This is a genomic window from Pseudomonas sp. DWP3-1-2 (assembly GCF_049896285.1).
Classification (GTDB): Bacteria; Pseudomonadota; Gammaproteobacteria; order Pseudomonadales; family Pseudomonadaceae; genus Aquipseudomonas.
On the sequence record NZ_JAFCTZ010000001.1, the window covers coordinates 333,283 to 350,020 of the forward strand.

The window sequence follows — 16,738 nt, forward strand, 5'->3', positions numbered from 1 at the left end:
TCAAACAAGCACACCCCCTGTTCTGTCCGGTGTGTGTATCAGGGCATCAGAGCCGCGCAGTTGTGATTGATCCGAGCTGTTGAAAACCGCCGGCAACTGATCACTGCGTCTCCCAAGAGCTTGATACACAGAACGGACAGAACAGGGGGTGTGCTTGTTTGGTTGCCTGCGTGGGCACTAGTCTGATTTCGCCCGAGCGGGCTTGGCCGATGCGTTGCATCGCAGCTATGGCTGAAACCCTAATAAGAGAGAGAAGAGACTATGAAGCTCCTGAGCTTTAACGTTGGAGGTCCGCAGAGATTCGGTGTCTGGATCACACGCGCAGTAGCCACATTGACACTGCGTCTGGGCGGTCAATCGTCACAGGCGCTGTTCAACGACGAGCCCCTGTCTTTTTTTGCCGTAGGCCTTTCGGTGGAAGATAACAGTGATTTGATCTTCCCTTCGCGTGAGGCTGTTCCAGCCAGGTCGAAGACGCCGCTCGGTATGGATCGTTACGTTTTCAATAACGAACCTTCGCTGTATTCCCATCAAGCATCGCGGGCCCCCAAATGATCGATCAAACCAACTTTCGTGAAGCCATGTCTCGCCTCATCGGCGCGGTTACCGTCATTACCACGGATGGCCCTGCCGGCCCGGGCGGCTTCACGGCGTCGGCCGTCTGCAGTGTGACGGACGACCCACCGATGTTGCTGGTTTGTATGAATCGCAACAGTCGACAGCACAACGTGTTCAGCAGCAATGGCGTCTTGTGCGTCAATGTGCTCACGGCAGGGCAGGAGACAATCTCCAGAACCTTCTCAGGCGCGGCGACGGTGCAGGAGCGGTTTCAGATTGACCGTTGGAGCGTGCTGGAAACGGGTGCCCCCGCGCTGGAGAACGCACTGGTCAACTTCGATGCGCGCATCGTCCAGACCGTCGAGGCCGGCACTCACAGTATTTTCCTGTGCGGCATAGTCTCGGTACGCATAGAGCCGGAAGACCACTCGGGGCTGGCTTATTACGCCCGTAAGTACCACCCGATCGCGGTACACCGGCGGGAAGAGTGAATGGACCTGGGCGCTTGCACACTGCGTGCGGGCGACCAGGAACGCCGCCAAATCAATGGGCAATTGCAAGTGCCACGAGGAATCGGGAGACCATATTGTAGGCGGCAATCGTCGCGACGAGCTCTACGACTTCCTGCGCGTTGAACCGCGCGGTCACACGCGCCATCACTGCATCCGGCACGGCCACCTCGCGCGTCATCTTGTCTGTAAGTTCGAGGACAAGGGTCTGGCTCTCCGTGAACAGCTGCGCGTCGAACACAGCGCCAGTGCGCAGGTTATCGATGGCTTGCTTGGTAAGGCCGGCGGTGAGGGCGTGAGGTACATGCGCCTCGAATTCATATTCGGCCCGGTTAAGCACGGCGACTCTCAGGATCGCGAGTTCGCGCAAGTCAGCCGGGATTGAGCTGTGATTGCGAACGGCTGATAGCATTTGTTCCCAGCCGCTGGCAATCGGGGCGCTATTGAGAAGCACCTGGTAGAGCAGGGAAATATTGCCGCCGCGTGACTTTTTGATGGTGTCCTCAAGCTCAGCGAGCTCGGGTCTTGTACCTGGTGTGACAACGGGAACTCGAATCTGACTCATGGGAAGCCTCTGTTTGGTCGGCGATGCGCCGAGCATGGGGATGCAGTTGTCCGGATTGTTATTGCGCAGGGCCTTGGCGGTTCACTAGGCCCGCCGCGCTGTCGCGTGATGATGCAAGTTCAATCTGTCGGGCGCTGTTCTTCATCAACTCGATCAATCTGGCTTGATCAGTGAGGGCGAAGCGCGAGCGGGTAGTCACCAGAATCAACGCTGCCGGTTCCAGTGATGTCCCTGTGTACAGCGGAACGGCGGCGCCGGCGGCGTCGGGATCCAGTTGCCCCACCGAGATGACATGCCCCTCATGCTGAATCTTGAGCATTTGGGTACGGAACGCTTTCCACGTTTCGCCGAGACCGGCCTCGGCGATTTCCGCCGCGTGGCTTTCATAGAGGCGCTTGTGTCTGGCCGGCGACAGCGCAGCGATGATGACTTTCGACCCGCCGCCGCGAAAGAGCGGCATGGGGCGGCCCCGACCGAATGCGACGGGGCACGATAGCTCACCCTGCTCCTGGTGAACGGCAAGAATCCGCACCCCATAGATGCTCGCGAGCAAAATGTCGCAGCCGGTCTCTTGCGCCAATCGATTCATCACCGGTTGGCACGCGATCAAAAGCCTGTCGCTTTGGCGGATGTAATAGTCCATCTCGATTATTCGAGGCCCCAGCGAGTAACCGCTCTCCGCACGCCTGAGGAGACCGGAGTCGCACAGTTCCTTGAGGTAACGGTATCCCGTCGGCCGGGACAGGCCTGTTTCGGCGATCAAATCCTCGGGCGACCAGGTGGACTTGTCGATCGAGAAAAAATCGAGTATCGACAGCATCTTAGTTAGGCTGGACATTGAGAGCTTCAGAGGGAGGTTAGGACGCCAGCATGGTAGTCAGCGCAGGTTAAGCGTGCAAGCAAACGGCGCAGCGCCTGCAGGCTCTCACCTTAAAGCCTGAGAGCCTGCAACGGCGCGCGTTCTATTGGCTGGCCGCATATTTGCCGGTCAACTGCGGGGAGAGCGCATTCAGCCCCTGGGTCTGCCGTTGCAGGCGCGTTTCGTTCGACCAGGTTCGACGCAGATCGTCCTTTACGTTGACCGACAGCGTGCCCAGGCCTTCAACCGAGAGTTCGAGTACGTCGCCGTTCTGAATGGCCCCAAGGCCGCGATGGTTAGTACCTGTAGCGATAATGTCCCCGGGTTCGAGCGGGTGGATATGGCTTAGCCACTCGATACTTTTTGCGATGCTGTGGGCCATGTCATTGGTATTGAAACGTTGCCTCGGTTGGCCGTTGAGGTTCATTGCAATGTCCAGGTTCTGCGGATCGGAAATCTCGTCCGCAGTGACGATCCAGGGTCCCATCGGGGCGAAGGTGTTCCTCGACTTTGCCTGGAAGAAACTGTTCTTTTCCGGCTTCATTCCGCGAGCGGAACCGTCCATGAAATTGGTGTATCCGAACACATAGTCCCGCCAGTCCGCCGCCGCCACCTTATCGGCCCGACGCCCGATGATGATCGCGAGTTCCGCTTCAGCTTCGAAAACGATCGCCGGGATATCTGGAAGCACCATGGTGTCTCCCGGGCCTATCACGCAGGAGGGCGCCTTGTGGAATGCATTGATCAGTGGCGGCTCCGCCAGGGTGCCGTCTTCCATGTAATTGACCGCCATGCAGACGATATTGCCCGGCTTGGGCAAAGGTGCCCGGAGCCGAATGCGCGACAGATCGATCCGTTCCCCGTGACTTTGCGCCTTCTCTAATGCGCCCTTGTATTCATCGAACTTCTCAATCAGGCGAATCATCGCATCGTTGGGGTTTGCGTAAGGAAATCCGCTGATCAATGACGAAATGTCCACGATCGATTCGTCGACGATCAGGCCGAGTCTGTATGAATCGAAGAACGCTAGTTTCATTGGCAAGAATCTCTTGTTGTTGAGGAGTTGGACACAGGGCCTGCAAAGGCTTGTGGTCCGGAGGAGGCCGATTGAGCGCCGTCGTGATCGTATGGATCTCGTCGATAGCTAGGTATCAATTAATGTCAAATCTATCACTGTGAGATTTAATCGTAAACGGTAAATTGCTTATGTGTGATTTTTTATCGATAAAAAGTGGAATTATCTCAGGTTTATATGGAGGTAAAAGGTCTTTTTGCTAGGAATTTTACATAAATTTCTATTTCTCATAATTCAAGATTTGATTGATAGTTTTCTTTTTCGTGTGCTAAGTTTTGATCCAGCGCGCCTTGCGCACTCTCAGTGACGGCAGGCGTCTACGCCGGCCCAGGAACATTTTCGATGACGCTCATTGACACGCTTGCTCAACGGATTACCGCAGGCCTTTCCCTCGATGCAATGGAGTCCGCTGCGCCAATGCTTTCGGTCCATGTGCTCGATACTGTGGGCGCCTGGATTGCCGGGCGTGCAACCACTGAGGGGCGGCTCCTCAACGGACTGCGAGGAGGCCTGGCCGCGGGTCATGCATCGTTCGATTCGTCGGTGCTCGATACGGTAGGGTTATTTACTGCCACGGCGAGATTGACCGAGGTCGACGATATCCACATGGCGTCGTGCACCACGCCCGGCGCGCTGGTGGTCATGACCGCGTTGGCCCTGGCTGCCAACGTACCGTGCGGGTTGCTTGGCCAGGAACGTTTTGCACAAGCGGTTCACGTTGGCTATGAAGTAATGACCGGCCTGGGGGAGGCGGTGTCGGGGCCGCAAATATTGCATCAGGGGGTTTGGCCGAGCCTGCTGCTGGCGCCGGTCACGGCGGCGGCAGTCACCGCAAAGCTCCTGAACCTGGACGCGGAGCGTACGGCCCACGCGCTGTCGATTGCGCTGACTGCGTCCAATGGTCGGCCGGGAGGCAATGCGAGTGCCGGGGTTGCATCGGTGCGAGGAACTTCGGCCAGATGGCTGCTTTTTGGAATGGCGGCCCGAACCGGTTGCGCCGCTGCAATGAGCGCCGCCGCAGGCTTCACGGGCGATCGGGGCTTACTTGAGAATGATCAAGCGTCGCCGATGCGCGGGATGACCCTTTCGCACACTCGCATCGCGAGCATTCTGCAAGGCACTCCCGCGCTCCTTGAAACAAGCATCAAGCCGTACTGCGCGGCGAAGCACAACATCGCAGCAATGTTTGGTTTCAGGCAGTTGCTTGACCAGGGTATCGCACACGAGTCGCTGACAGCGGTGCGCGTTCGATTGCCTCCGTCCCACGCGAAAATGGTGGCGCATTACGACGTGGAAACCAGCAGGCTGTCGCGTGTCACCAGTTGCGCCTACAACCTTGCGCTGATGGGCGTCATGCCCGATGACCTGCTTGATGTCGACCGTACGCAGGCGCATCGCAGTGTCGAGATGACGCGCCTTGCAGGCAAGATCGACGTCGTGGCTGACGAGCAATTGCAAGGCGCTACACCGCAATCCTATCCGGCGGTGGTGGAGTTGCTCGTGGGTGATCGGGTCATCGCCAGCGAGACGATTATTCATGCCTTGGGCGATCCGCAGTTACCCTTTCAAATCGAGGATGCGAGACGCAAGTTTCGCCGGCTGGCCAGAGGCCTGCTTGAACCGAGCGCCGCCTTGAAGATCGAGAACCTGTGCCTGGAGGCACCGAACTCTGCACACGCTCGCGCCAGCGTGTGGAAACAACTCACGGGCTTTGACCGACGCGAGTCGGAACGGGACCCGACGCAATTGACGCACCTTCGCAGCTAGCTGGACCTCGCACCACTGGAGCGCTGAGCCATCTGGATCAACCCCACACCATCATGAGCATTGTCATGAGCAACTATTCAGACGTCATTATTGTTGGACTCGGGCCTACGGGCGCCACGCTCGCCAATCTGCTCGCGACTTTTGGGCTGTCGGTGACGGTGATAGAAGCCGCCCATGAGACTTTTCCATTGCCGCGAGCGACGCATTTCGATGGTGAAGTGATGCGCGTGTTGCAGTCGATAGGATTGGCCGAACAGGCCCTGCCGTTCACGCATGTGAACCCCGGTATGACCTTTGTGAACCTCAATCACGAGGTAATTCTGAGTTGGCCAAGGCCGGATACCGTTGGCCCGCACAACTGGCACCCCAGCTATCGGTTTCATCAGCCCGCGCTGGAGGCCGTTTTGCGAAAAGGGCTCGATCGCTTTGCGGATGTGAGCATCAGGACCGGCTGCGAACTGGTGTCTGTGGTGCAATCGCAAGAGGGGGTTCAGGCGCAATTCGTCTCCCGGGGCAATACGACACCAGAAGTCGTCAACGGGCAGTATTTAATCGGCTGCGATGGCGGCAGATCGCAGGTGCGCGGCATCCTTGAAGTGCCGCTGGAGGATCTGGGCAGCCACGAAAAATGGCTGGTGGTAGACCTGATCATGCAGCGGGAAGTCGACGGACTCACCGACGGCACCGTTCAATTTTGCGATCCCCAGCGACCCACGACCTACATGCGGTGCGTTGGCGACCGGCGACGCTGGGAATTTATGGTCATGCCTGGCGATGACGTCGCGGCACTCACTGCGCCCGAGGGCGTCTGGGGATTGTTGTCACCCTGGTTGGTTCCCGACGACGCGCAAATCGAACGCGCCGTGACCTATGTGTTCCATGGAGTTATTGCTCACCCGTGGCGCCGGTCGCGGGTATTGCTCGCCGGGGATGCCGCTCACCAAATGCCACCCTTTCTCGGGCAGGGATTGTGTGCAGGCATCCGGGACGCCTCCAACCTGGCCTGGAAGCTGGATTGGGTGATCAAGGGGCGCGCGTCGGATGACCTGCTCGACACCTATGAACAAGAGCGGTCTGCGCACGTTCGCGCGACGATCGAGCACGCAATCGAAGTTGGAGACATCATCCAGACGATTGACCCCGAGCAAGCCCGCGAACGAGACGTCAAACTGGGCCAGGGGCCACGAAAAATGAGTTCCCTCGTGCCTCGGCTCGGTGCGGGCCTTCACAGAGCCGACGACCTTCCTGCCGGATTTATCTTCGCGCAGCCACTGCTCGAATCCGGCCTGCCGCTCGATGAATTCGTGGGTTCGAACTTCGCTGTCATTGGCGATCGCGAGTTGCTGGATTCGGTGTCGCCGGCGACCAAGGCGCTATGGGACATCAATGGCGTCGTGCGTGTGCCGGACGAGGCGCGGCAGCACCTGGACGAGTTGAATACCAGAGCGGTAATCATCCGCCCCGACCGGTACATTCTGGCGGTTGCCAATAGCACCGAGGTGCTGGATCACGTATCAACCTATCTCCCCGGAGGAGACGAAAATGAACACTCACGCCGTACTTGAAACATCGCCAGCGACTGCGCTGGCGGCGCCGCTGAAAATTGGCATGCTGTTGCCGTCGAGCAACTCCATGGCCGAGCCCGAGATTCAACGAATGCTGCCACCGGGGGTAAATATCTTGACGACCCGGTTGAAACTTGCCGGCTCGTCAAAGGCCGCGTTGCTGGGGATGACCGAGAAGATAGAGGAAGCGAGCAGCCTGCTTGCCGACGCGGCCGTGGACCTGATCGTTTTCAACTGCACGGCGGTCTCGACATTTGATCCGGGCATGGGGGAAAAGCTTTCATCGCGTATTGCTGAAGCCAGCGGGTGTCCGGCAACGGCGACATCGGATGCGCTGCTGGCTGCATTCAACGTGCTGCGGGCCAAGCGTATCGTACTGATCACGCCCTATATCGAGGAGGTGAATCTGCGCGAAGTCGACTATCTCGAACATTTCGGTTATGAGGTGGTCAGCCAGGTCGGATTAGGCTTGCTGGAAGGCACGAGCATGGCCGCAGTGCCGCCCGCCAAGTGGCTTGAGCTTGCGCGAAACTATCGAGACGACTCCACCGACATTTACTTTCTCAGTTGCACGGCAATCAACGTGTCTTCGATCATCGAAACAGTGGAGGCTGAGTTGGGGCGGCCGGTGGTGACGAGCAACCAGGCCATGTTGTGGCATTGCCTGCGCCTCCTGGGGCGAACAGAGCCTGTGCGCGGATTCGGCAAGCTATTCGAGATGGCATGACGGTCTGAAGCTCGCGCGGGTCAATGAGGCCCGCTACGGCGATCGACTCGTCCAACTGTTTACCTGCCGATTACCTGCCGACGATGATCGCCGCGAATGATCGGTTCGAACTCCGGCTCAAGCATGTGCCGCCGAAGTAAGCATTGGCGCTGTTCTGGCTGCCAGCGGTACATCCTGTCTCCCACCACACCACACCACACCACACCACTCGACACGGCCAAGGTCAAGCCTTCGGTCGGCTTTCCGCAAGCCTATAACACGAGTTTCAAACCTTGATCCACGCATCGTCATTGATCACGTCGCTGCCGCCCGTGTTGTCGTTCACGAACGGCATCAACGCGCATGCTCAAAGCCTGCCCGGCTAATGCAACTGCCGATATATATAGAGCAAGCAATCCGTACGACTAAACTTCGGAACTCACAACTAAACGCCTTGCGCGTCTAGAACGCTTTCTCCAACCGACCAACGACGATGTGCGGGGGCGACCGGGCTTACGCGGTTTCCCAGAAAGGGCCTGATCGGTTTACGGCTTGCGTCGGACGCAGGCAGCAGTTGTCACCCAAGGGCTTGGCGTAGCAAGAGTGTCGACGTTTTTCATCTGGACAGACCACTGATGCGGCCAATATCGATGACGAAAGTCAGGGCGAACAACCAGCCGCTTTGAGTCGGTCCTACCAAAGCGTTTGGACCTTGCCTGTTTGGATTCAGAAAGTACTGGGCCGAGGCATTAGCCAGCACTCCGGGAGCAAGTCCGTACTGACCGTGCACGTCGAACGTGAAGGTGTCTCGGTGAACACGGTCGTCACCCCAGCCGTTTGCCTCGCTGGTCTGTTGCTCGTTTAAAGCGCGCCCCTTGCTCAACTGGAGGTAGCGCACAGTTGAGCCGACCAGTGCTGCCGGGTTGCCTTGGACAAAACCACCATATTCGGCGCCCGCATACAGTTCCAGGGGAAATGACTGACCGGAGCCTGGGGTGACAAATGCGCCCCCGTAGACTGCAACGTGAGGAGGAACGATGCCGTCCGCGTTTGCGTCGGTCCAGATGACTTTTCTTGCCTGGCCGTAAAAGCCCGACGTGCCGCTGTCATGTTTAACCGCTGTGCCAAAAGGATTCTGCGACTGAGTCGATCCATCCTTATTGTACAGGTCATCCGTGTACGGACTTGTGTTGTGGTACACGCCGACTTCAGCATTCAGTGGATATCGGCGGTCGGAGAAGTCGCTTGTGTACGACACATTCCCCAGCCATATCCAGCCTTTCCTGGTGTTAGAGGTCCAATCCCATCCGGATGACTCGCTGAAAAGCCCGTAATTATCTTCGGTCACGCCTAACCCCAGGCGGGTATGGGGAGACAGTTTGTATGCAACCCGTGCCCCCCAAAGTGATTTATCGAAAGGGGGCACGCCCACGGTTATAAGCGGGGTCGATGTGATGCATCCGGCGCACATTGTTGAGACCATGAAATCATCACCCAGATTCATCCGACCATATTCAACGTGAAGCTGTTTATCAAAGAGGTCGTGTGACAGTGTCAGCTTGACGAGATTTGAACTCGTGGTTGTCGCGGGAAAGGGGGCAAGGGAAGAGCCGACTTTATATGAGTAATCTCCGTTATTTTGAGAAAGTGGCTCCCACGCCTCCGTGATGTGCAGTTGTGTGTTGGGAACCCCGATGAGCTTGGCTAGATCGGCGTTGACCGACATGAACAGTGCGGGGGAGTCCATGGAACTGCCCGGTTTGATACCCGCCGAAGGGTTAGTGAAATAGCCATTGGTAAAAAACAGGCCGAAAGTGAACCCCTGCTTTTCAAGTTCATCGCCTAACTCGCTAAGCGGCCCCTTTCTGGTGGGAGTGGGAATATCGGACGGAGGTCGTACGCTGACGCTCGCGACACCCGGTGGGTTCTGTCCGGTTTCAGTCTGGGCAGTCAGGAAAACGCCTTTGATGGTTTTTTTGTCGGGATCGATTGAGCTATTGGCGGCGATTGAAGTGCTCGCTTCCTGTGTGCGACTTGTTGCGTCAGTCAAGACAATTGGAGTCTGCTGGTCCGAGTCGGCAGCCGTCGCAGTAAGTGCTGAGAATCCAAGTGCGACGACAATTGTTTTGGCACGCGTGACATTGATAAAACGGTTCATGTGTTTCCTCCATTGTATTTATTGTTGAGTCAACGCGCCGAAGCATAACGAGCGACCCAATGGAGAGAGCCCAACACATGGTTGCCGTCCGCTAGGTGTATGGCAGAGGATTTGGCAAGCGCGACGAGCGGCTGAACGCACGGTGTGTGGGCGGTTGCCGATAGAGGAGGGGCGTGAAAGACAGGCAGTCGTGCGACTGGTACACCCAGCGGACACTCGCCAGGAGATACGATCACTCGCGTGGGCCACACGTTAGACTCAGAGCCGTCTTGCACGTTTAGAAGGTTTCCGGCGGTCGCCTCAGCTCAACAACAATAGCGACTGCCAAATAGCGTATGCGGCTGCCTGCCGCAGTCCGTCCACCGAGAGAGGAAGTAGCGATGACGATTGTCACAGTGAGCAAGAGTGTCAAATTGAAAGCTGGCGCGTCGGATGCCTGGGAATTCATTAAGGACTTTGCCGGCTTCGCCTCTTGGCAGCCGCACATCAATTCAGTTGAGATGCTCCCCAATGGGGATCGCAAGGTGTTATTCAAGCGCGGAAATACCATGCTTGATCGCATCAAGCACCAAAGTGATGAGTCGAAGACCTTGACCTACGAGCTCGTTCCCGGCCAGGAGACCCCGCCCGGCGCTCCACCCATCAAGAGCCTGGATGCAACTTTTGTGGTGGTCGCTGACGGCTCTGGATCCGAAGTCACCTATACCATCGAGGCTGATGTGCCTCCGCCAATGGTGGAGTTGGCTCCAAAGGGTATCGGCGCAGACATCGATGGCGCACTGGAAGGTCTGAAGACGCAGTTCGGTAGCTGACAACCCAAAGCGACATACGCTCTTACGCAGTCTTAGCCGATCCCCGCGAAGTGTATTTATTCGCGGGGATATCGGTGTTGATATCGGCTTGAGGTAAGTGTGCTGCCAATGTGCTCTGGTCGAGCTCGCGGTTAAACCCGCGAGCGCTCATAACCCATCTTGATCAAACCGGCTTCCATATCCAGTTTGGTTTCTATCAGATCCGGCAGATACCGGCTGACTACCTCGTCGTAATCAACGGTCGCCGCCACCCAGACAATATTGATGCAGGCGATGACAGCCTGCTTGTACATGACCGGCACTGCGATGCTGGCACACCTAGGGTGTTCCAACTCCCTACAATTGCTATAGCCATTGGCATGCGAGCTGCTGATCATTTTTTGCAGGAATGCTTCGTCACGACTCAAGGCGTTGTCCGGATCCTGCGAGCAGCGCAGTGAGGCCAGGATATCCTCGCGTTCGTCCTCGGGACAAAACGCAAGATACGCGCGTCCAAGCGGACTTTTCAGCAGATGGCGCTTGCGCCCGATCATCCCCACATCGACTGAGAAGGGGCTGAAGCTATGGGTGCTTTCCCGAATGATCATCGCATCGCGTTCAAAGGTCGCCAGATCGGTTGGCCACAATACCTTCTCGCCCAGGCGTTGCAGCAGCGGCGCGCCGAGGGTGCGAATCCATTCTTCATCGGTGAACCCTTCGCTCAACTGGCGCACCGCGTCGGTCAAGCGAAAGACGCTGTCGGAAACACTGCGGTAGAGCAGCCCGCGGTCTTCCAGGGTTTCCAGGATGCGATACACGGTAGGTCGGGGGAGTTGGAGCTCCATAGCGATCTCGTGCACGGTGGAGGCGCGAACCGTGTTGAGGTACTCAAGCACTTTGAGCCCTCGGTCCAACGAACAAATCGTCTTATAAGTCATGAGCGTTTCCCGGCGTTCGTTATGGTCGATTTTTTGTATGCGGGATGAGGTAGCAATTGAAGGCGGGGCGACCTGGCTCAATCCGGTGCTTGTCGAGTAACACCTGCCAGCCGTGATTCACCCCCTTCAATGCCCAAGGTTATACACCAAACGAGCGGCGGTAAATCGACACGTCGCTCGGCGGCCGGGGTGATTTGATTGAGCGGGGCACCTTGGCACGGTGTATGGGGTCGCGGCGGTGTCGGCTCCGCGCCGCCTGGCGTGCCTGCGGCCATCGTGCCTTACGTTTGGCTGCCCGATTTCGGCATCAGATACACAGGCCGGACAGCCATTAACGGCATCTTGTCCCTCCCAATATGCGAGGACTACTGTGGACGCTCAGAGTCGCCATCCAACAAGAAGATTGCTCAGGAGAATACCGATGGTCAGTACGCTTAAGAGAAATATGGCCAGCGAGATGGCACCGCCGGAGCCGGGACTAAGGCCGGAAGAGTTAATCGCGCGTGCAGTGGCGCTACGCGGAGCGTTATTGGAGGGGCAGTCTGCTGCAGAGGAGCGCGGTACGTTTTCGCCGGAAATGCATAAGGCGTTTGAGGACGCCGGGTTTTACCGGACTTTGCAGCCGCGACGTTATGGCGGGTACGAGTTCGACGTGCCGACGTTCGCGCGCATGGTGATGGAGGTTGCGCGGGGCTGTCCGGGGAGCGCCTGGTGCCTGGCTTTGTCGGCAGGGCACGCACTTAATGTGGCGCAACTGTTTGGCGAGAGTGCGCAAGCTGAAGCTTTTGGGCCGGATGGGCATTTTGCTGCGGCGGCGCGAGCCATTCCATCAGGGACCGCGACCCGAGCTGATGGCGGCTGGCGTCTGGAAGGTACGTGGGATTATTGCTCCGGGGTGCCATATTCAACTCATGTGATGGTGGGTGTAAGGATCCTCGAAGAAGGTGCGGCACCGCAGGCAGGGGTCGCGCTGGTACCGAGAAAAGAATGGACGATGCTGGACAATTGGGGTGATTTCATTGGCATGCGCGCCAGTGGCTCCAATAGCGTGGAGATGCACAGCGCCTGGATTCCGGAACACTACCTGGTGCGTGAGGATTTCTTTGCGCCGAACATCTCACAAGGTACAGAAGGTGCGCGGCTGCATGGTAATCCGATGTACGCCGGCGGAACCCTGGGGTTCTTTCAGACCGAGATCAGCTCGATCATGGTCGGCGTTGGGTATGCGGCACTGGATGAATACGAAAAAATCATCAGCGCCCGCAAGTCCTTCGGCCCGAATGCGGTGCTGCAGTCCGAACACCCGGATCATCAGCGCCCCTACGGAATCGCGCTTGGCAAGCTCGAAGCGGCGCGCCACGCGGTGGTGGGTGCGGCGCAAGAATATATGGATCTTGCACGCTTGAGCATGGAAGGAAAGCGCACCTACCTGCGTTCGGATGACCAACGCCTGCAGGCCGGGCTTCAGCATGCGGCGCAGCTGTCATTTGAGGCCGTGGACATGCTCTATCGCGCTTCAGCTACCAGTGCTGCAGCGAAAAATGGAACGCGCATGCAGCGCTATTTTCGCGATATCTCCATGGCACGCACCAACCCAGGATTGCAGTTTGAGCTGAAGGCGGCGGATCTGGCCCGACAGCTGTTCGCAGAGCGCGACCAACTCCAAGGGAGTAAGCAGCCGTGATCAATGCTGAGCAAGCTCGCGATCGGCAGAGATCGCAAACTGTGTCTATAGCGGGCGGCGCAATCTCGAGTCCCGAGGCCGATCTGACGCCGCAGGAAATGATCCGCCGTGCCACGGCGATGCGCCAGACATTGCGTGATCGACAAGCTGCCACCGAATCGGCAGGCCGCATCCTGGCGCAAACCAACGATGAGTTTGTCAACGCCGGTTTTTACCGCGTGGTGCAGCCGCGTCGGTTTGGGGGGTACGAATTCGATCTGCCGACCTATGTCAGGGTCATGAGCGAAGTTGCACGAGGCTGTCCTTCAAGCGGTTGGGTGCTCGCGTTGACCTCAGGCCATCCCATTATTCTCGCCGATCATTCTGAGCAAGCTCAGGTCGAAGCGTATGGGAGCGACGGAGAATACCGTTGCCCGTCTCTAGGCTCGCCCATCCCCGTGCAGCCTGTGCCGGGTGGATATGTTGTGTCGGGTTTCTGGGATTTCGCCTCTGGCTGCGACATTGCAACTCACATCATGGCGAGCGGCCTGATTCCTCAGGAGGGGGCAGCGCCGAAGCCGGTGCTGATGCTGATCGATCGTAAAGATTATTCGATCATTGATAACTGGAACATGCTGGGCATGCAAGGTTCAGGGTCACGCCGCGTAGTCGTTGAAAACCTGTTCGTCCCGGAGCACCGAGTGGCCCCACTGGCGATGTGGGTGGGTATCACTGGCGAGAAGGTGCATTCGAACCCAATGTACAACGGCCGTAAGGCCGGCTTTTTCATGATCGAGGGCGGTGCCGTGCTAATGGGTACCGCGCGGGGCATGCTCGATCTATACGACGAGTTGCTGCGCAACAAACCCATGCGCTTCGCGCCAAAGACGAAGCTCATGGAGCACCACGAGTTTCAACATTACTTCGGTGTGGCGCAGGCGTTGATGGACAATGCCGACGCCGCGCTGCTCAAGGCGGCGCAGGACTACATGGATGCCTGTACGGCGCAGTCGGAGCAGGGTATCGAGTTTTCAGAGGAAGAGGACCGACGGATCTTCCTGATGGTGCAGCAGGCTACACGTCTTGCGTTCGAAGCAGCGGATCGCATTTTCACCACGGCAGGCACCCAGATCGGTCAAAGCAAGTCGATGCTCGGGCGCTACTACCGCGACCTTGCGATTCAGCGTACGCACTTCACTCAGCAGATGGACCGAACTGCCGTGAACTTTGCACGCATTCACTTCGGCTTCGCGCCCCTGTCACCATTCTAAGGAATGCGATCATGCCCTCCGAAGCGATAACGTCCCACATCCGGGAGAATTTCAAACAACGTCGTGGTTATTGGAATGACGACTGGGAACGGCTGATGCACAGCAACCCGGCCTATGTGGCGGCGTATCTGGAATTGTCCGCTTACACCGCCGAACGCGGCAGTCTCTCGCCGAAGACGCGTGAGTTGATCTATGTGGCGACCAACTGTTCGCCCACACATTTTTTCGAACGCGGCATTCGGCAGCACGCGCGTTTCGCCCGGCAATTCGGCGCCTCGCTTGAGGAACTGATCGCGGTGGCCATGATTGTCAGCACGGTCGGCGTGCAGACCTATCTGCTCGGGGCGGCCGCCCTTGAGGAGCTTGTACCAGGCGCACTTTCCTCAAACGACCATAAGGCGCACGTTCAGTCGGTACACAAGCAGCATCTCCAACTGCTCGGCGCAGCACTGCCTGAGGTCGATGCCGCTATTAATGTCGATCCTGGATTCTATGAAGCGTGGCTGAACTTTGCCGAGGCAGCGATTGGCACGAACGGTCTGCTTTTGCCCAAGGACAGCCATCTGATCGCCCTGGCCGCGTATGCGCAGTGCACGCAGCTGTCGGGCCCTGGGGTGCGACAACATATGCGGGCGGCGCTCGCGAACGGCGCCACCCCGAATGAAATCATGGATGTGTGCAAGCTGATCACCAGTATGGGTGTGCATGCGGTCGTGCTGCCCGTTCCGGTGCTGATCGACGAATGGGAGAAACTGTCTTGAGTACAACGCCTCTTCGCTACAGCGCCGATGGCCAAAGCTTCTGTGGTCAGCTGGCATGCCCGGATGGACAAGGCAAGGTGCCCGGCATCCTGATCTTCCCGGAAGCGCCAGGCGTCGGCCCGCATGTGATCCGTCGCGCTACGGCTCTTGCCCGGATGAATTACGTCGCCCTCGCCGCAGATGTGCACGGGGAGGGCGCGTTATTCGACGATCCCGCCATCATGCGCGCGAGTATCGACCTTCTGAAAAGCCAACCCGAGCGGCTGGCCCAGCGCCTGCAAGCAAGCCTTCAAGCGTTCGCGCAGGTTCCACAGGTGGATCCGCAGCGAATGCTGGTGATCGGTTACTGCTTTGGCGGTTGGTGCGCGCTGGAACTGGCACGCACCGGCGCACCGCTTCTGGGCGTCGGGGTTTTCCACGGTGCCTTGATTCCGACACAGGCCAATACCGCGAATCAGATCCAGGGCAAGGTGCTGGTCTGTTCGGGTGCATCCGACCCCTTGGTGCCAGCGGAACAAATTAGCGCGTTCACTGAAGAGATGTCTGCGGCGGGGGTGGATTGGCAGGTCCACCTGTATGGCGGAACAGGTCATGGCTTTACCAGTCCCGAGGCCGGCAGCAACCCGCGCCCCGGCTTTGGCTACTCGGCATCGGCCGATCGTCGTTCCTGGGCAGCGCTGAGCGTATTTCTGAGTGAGATCTTTGACATGGGAAAAGACTGATGGAATTTGCGAATAAAGTCGTCCTGATCACCGGAGCAGCGACCGGTATCGGCCGCATGACCGCTAAAAAATTGGCCCTGCTGGGTAGCCGCGTCGTCATCGCCGATCTCAATGGCGAGAAGGCCGAAGAAGCGGCGAAATCGATTCAACTCGACGGTGGCGACGCAATAGGCGTGCGCTGCGACGTTACCCGGGATGAAGACATCGCGGCGTTGATCGAGACGGTGGTCGCCACCTACGGCCCGGTCGATGTGCTGATCAACAACGCCTCAATGCCGCCCATCGCCGGGCGAATCGAAGACATTCCCTTTGAGGCCTGGGAAACCGCGCTGCAGGTGAACGTGCTGGGCTACGTGCGCATGATCAGCGCCGTTTTGCCCGCCATGATGGAGCGCGGCAGTGGTTATCTGGTCAACACCGCTTCGTCACTGGCCATCCTGCCCGATCCACCTACGCGCTTTCAGATTCCTTACACGACTACCAAAGGCGCGCAGCTCGCGATGAGTTACGGCCTGGCGCACGCGCTGAAACCGCATGGCGTGGGTGTATCGGTTTTTTGTCCAGGCATTACGGCCACGTCGGATCGCCCCGGCGGTCAAAGCGTGACAACCTCGGGCACAGCGATCCCGAGCATGGCAGAGTTCCTTGACGGTGTTGACCCTCGGCGCGGCAAGCCAGCGACGGCGGAGTTCGCGGCTTCCACATTGGTCGAGGGCCTGCAGCAAGAGAAGTTTTTAATCAGTTCGCAAGTGGGTTATGAGGAGCAGATCGTGGAGTTCGCGCGGGCCGGCCTTGATCCCCTGGCGTTGATAGTCGGCGGGGGCGTCTGA

At 58.2% G+C, this 16,738-nt stretch carries 16 protein-coding genes; 11 read left to right on the forward strand and 5 right to left on the reverse strand.

Annotation, left to right across the window (positions count from 1 at the left end; translation table 11 throughout):
- Positions 1-261: 261 nt before the first annotated feature.
- Both ACP7B0_RS01615 and ACP7B0_RS01620 read left to right on the forward strand, forming a co-directional pair.
- On the forward strand, positions 262-555 hold the full coding sequence (locus ACP7B0_RS01615; protein ID WP_426139176.1) for a hypothetical protein: 294 nt from the start codon (positions 262-264) through the stop codon (positions 553-555).
- A complete protein-coding gene (locus tag ACP7B0_RS01620) occupies positions 552-1,049 on the forward strand; it encodes a flavin reductase (protein WP_426139177.1) in 498 nt (165 codons plus the stop codon). Before ACP7B0_RS01615 ends, ACP7B0_RS01620 begins: the two co-directional genes overlap by 4 nt.
- Positions 1,050-1,101: 52 nt before the next feature.
- Here the strand turns inward: ACP7B0_RS01620 and ACP7B0_RS01625 are convergent, their stop codons facing one another.
- The 3 genes from ACP7B0_RS01625 to ACP7B0_RS01635 form a co-directional block, all read right to left on the reverse strand.
- Positions 1,102-1,632, reverse strand: a complete 531-nt coding sequence (locus ACP7B0_RS01625) for a carboxymuconolactone decarboxylase family protein (RefSeq protein ID WP_426139178.1) — start codon at positions 1,630-1,632, stop codon at positions 1,102-1,104.
- A gap of 58 nt (positions 1,633-1,690) precedes the next feature.
- Entirely contained in the window at positions 1,691-2,470 is a 780-nt protein-coding gene (locus tag ACP7B0_RS01630; RefSeq protein WP_426139179.1) for an IclR family transcriptional regulator, read from the reverse strand.
- A 124-nt stretch (positions 2,471-2,594) separates the two neighbouring features.
- On the reverse strand, positions 2,595-3,527 hold the full coding sequence (locus tag ACP7B0_RS01635; protein ID WP_426139180.1) for a fumarylacetoacetate hydrolase family protein: 933 nt from the start codon (positions 3,525-3,527) through the stop codon (positions 2,595-2,597).
- A gap of 381 nt (positions 3,528-3,908) precedes the next feature.
- On the opposite strand from ACP7B0_RS01635, the gene ACP7B0_RS01640 reads away from it, so the two are divergent.
- From ACP7B0_RS01640 to ACP7B0_RS01650, 3 genes are all read left to right on the forward strand, one after another.
- The gene (locus ACP7B0_RS01640; protein ID WP_426139181.1) at positions 3,909-5,333 is read left to right on the forward strand and encodes an MmgE/PrpD family protein; all 1,425 of its coding nucleotides are present in this window, start codon (positions 3,909-3,911) and stop codon (positions 5,331-5,333) included.
- Positions 5,334-5,398: 65 nt separating this feature from the next.
- Complete coding sequence (locus ACP7B0_RS01645; RefSeq protein ID WP_426139182.1) at positions 5,399-6,898, forward strand: bifunctional 3-(3-hydroxy-phenyl)propionate/3-hydroxycinnamic acid hydroxylase; 1,500 nt, start codon at positions 5,399-5,401, stop codon at positions 6,896-6,898.
- A complete protein-coding gene (locus ACP7B0_RS01650; protein ID WP_426139183.1) occupies positions 6,876-7,625 on the forward strand; it encodes a maleate cis-trans isomerase family protein in 750 nt (249 codons plus the stop codon). Before ACP7B0_RS01645 ends, ACP7B0_RS01650 begins: the two co-directional genes overlap by 23 nt.
- A 595-nt stretch (positions 7,626-8,220) precedes the next feature.
- Here the strand turns inward: ACP7B0_RS01650 and ACP7B0_RS01655 are convergent.
- Positions 8,221-9,762 (reverse strand): carbohydrate porin, encoded by a 1,542-nt coding sequence (locus tag ACP7B0_RS01655; RefSeq protein WP_426139184.1) that lies wholly within the window; start codon positions 9,760-9,762, stop codon positions 8,221-8,223.
- Between the two features lie 380 nt (positions 9,763-10,142).
- On the opposite strand from ACP7B0_RS01655, the gene ACP7B0_RS01660 reads away from it, so the two are divergent.
- A complete protein-coding gene (locus tag ACP7B0_RS01660) occupies positions 10,143-10,574 on the forward strand; it encodes an SRPBCC family protein (RefSeq protein ID WP_426139185.1) in 432 nt (143 codons plus the stop codon).
- 131 nt (positions 10,575-10,705) lie between these two features.
- Here the strand turns inward: ACP7B0_RS01660 and ACP7B0_RS01665 are convergent, their stop codons facing one another.
- Positions 10,706-11,572 (reverse strand): helix-turn-helix domain-containing protein, encoded by an 867-nt coding sequence (locus ACP7B0_RS01665; protein ID WP_426139186.1) that lies wholly within the window; start codon positions 11,570-11,572, stop codon positions 10,706-10,708.
- A gap of 340 nt (positions 11,573-11,912) precedes the next feature.
- On the opposite strand from ACP7B0_RS01665, the gene ACP7B0_RS01670 reads away from it, so the two are divergent.
- Genes ACP7B0_RS01670 through ACP7B0_RS01690 form a run of 5 tightly spaced genes read left to right on the forward strand, consistent with a single transcriptional unit; the run spans position 11,913 to position 16,738 of the window.
- The gene (locus ACP7B0_RS01670; protein WP_426139187.1) at positions 11,913-13,175 is read left to right on the forward strand and encodes an acyl-CoA dehydrogenase family protein; all 1,263 of its coding nucleotides are present in this window, start codon (positions 11,913-11,915) and stop codon (positions 13,173-13,175) included.
- Positions 13,172-14,425: an acyl-CoA dehydrogenase family protein gene (locus ACP7B0_RS01675; RefSeq protein ID WP_426139188.1), complete on the forward strand. Its 1,254-nt coding sequence runs from the start codon at positions 13,172-13,174 to the stop codon at positions 14,423-14,425. The genes ACP7B0_RS01670 and ACP7B0_RS01675 overlap by 4 nt, the downstream gene beginning before the upstream one ends.
- Before the next feature lie 11 nt (positions 14,426-14,436).
- Complete coding sequence (locus tag ACP7B0_RS01680) at positions 14,437-15,186, forward strand: carboxymuconolactone decarboxylase family protein (RefSeq protein WP_426139189.1); 750 nt, start codon at positions 14,437-14,439, stop codon at positions 15,184-15,186.
- Entirely contained in the window at positions 15,183-15,908 is a 726-nt protein-coding gene (locus tag ACP7B0_RS01685) for a dienelactone hydrolase family protein (RefSeq protein WP_426139190.1), read from the forward strand. The genes ACP7B0_RS01680 and ACP7B0_RS01685 overlap by 4 nt, the downstream gene beginning before the upstream one ends.
- Entirely contained in the window at positions 15,908-16,738 is an 831-nt protein-coding gene (locus ACP7B0_RS01690) for an SDR family NAD(P)-dependent oxidoreductase (RefSeq protein ID WP_426139191.1), read from the forward strand. The genes ACP7B0_RS01685 and ACP7B0_RS01690 overlap by 1 nt, the downstream gene beginning before the upstream one ends.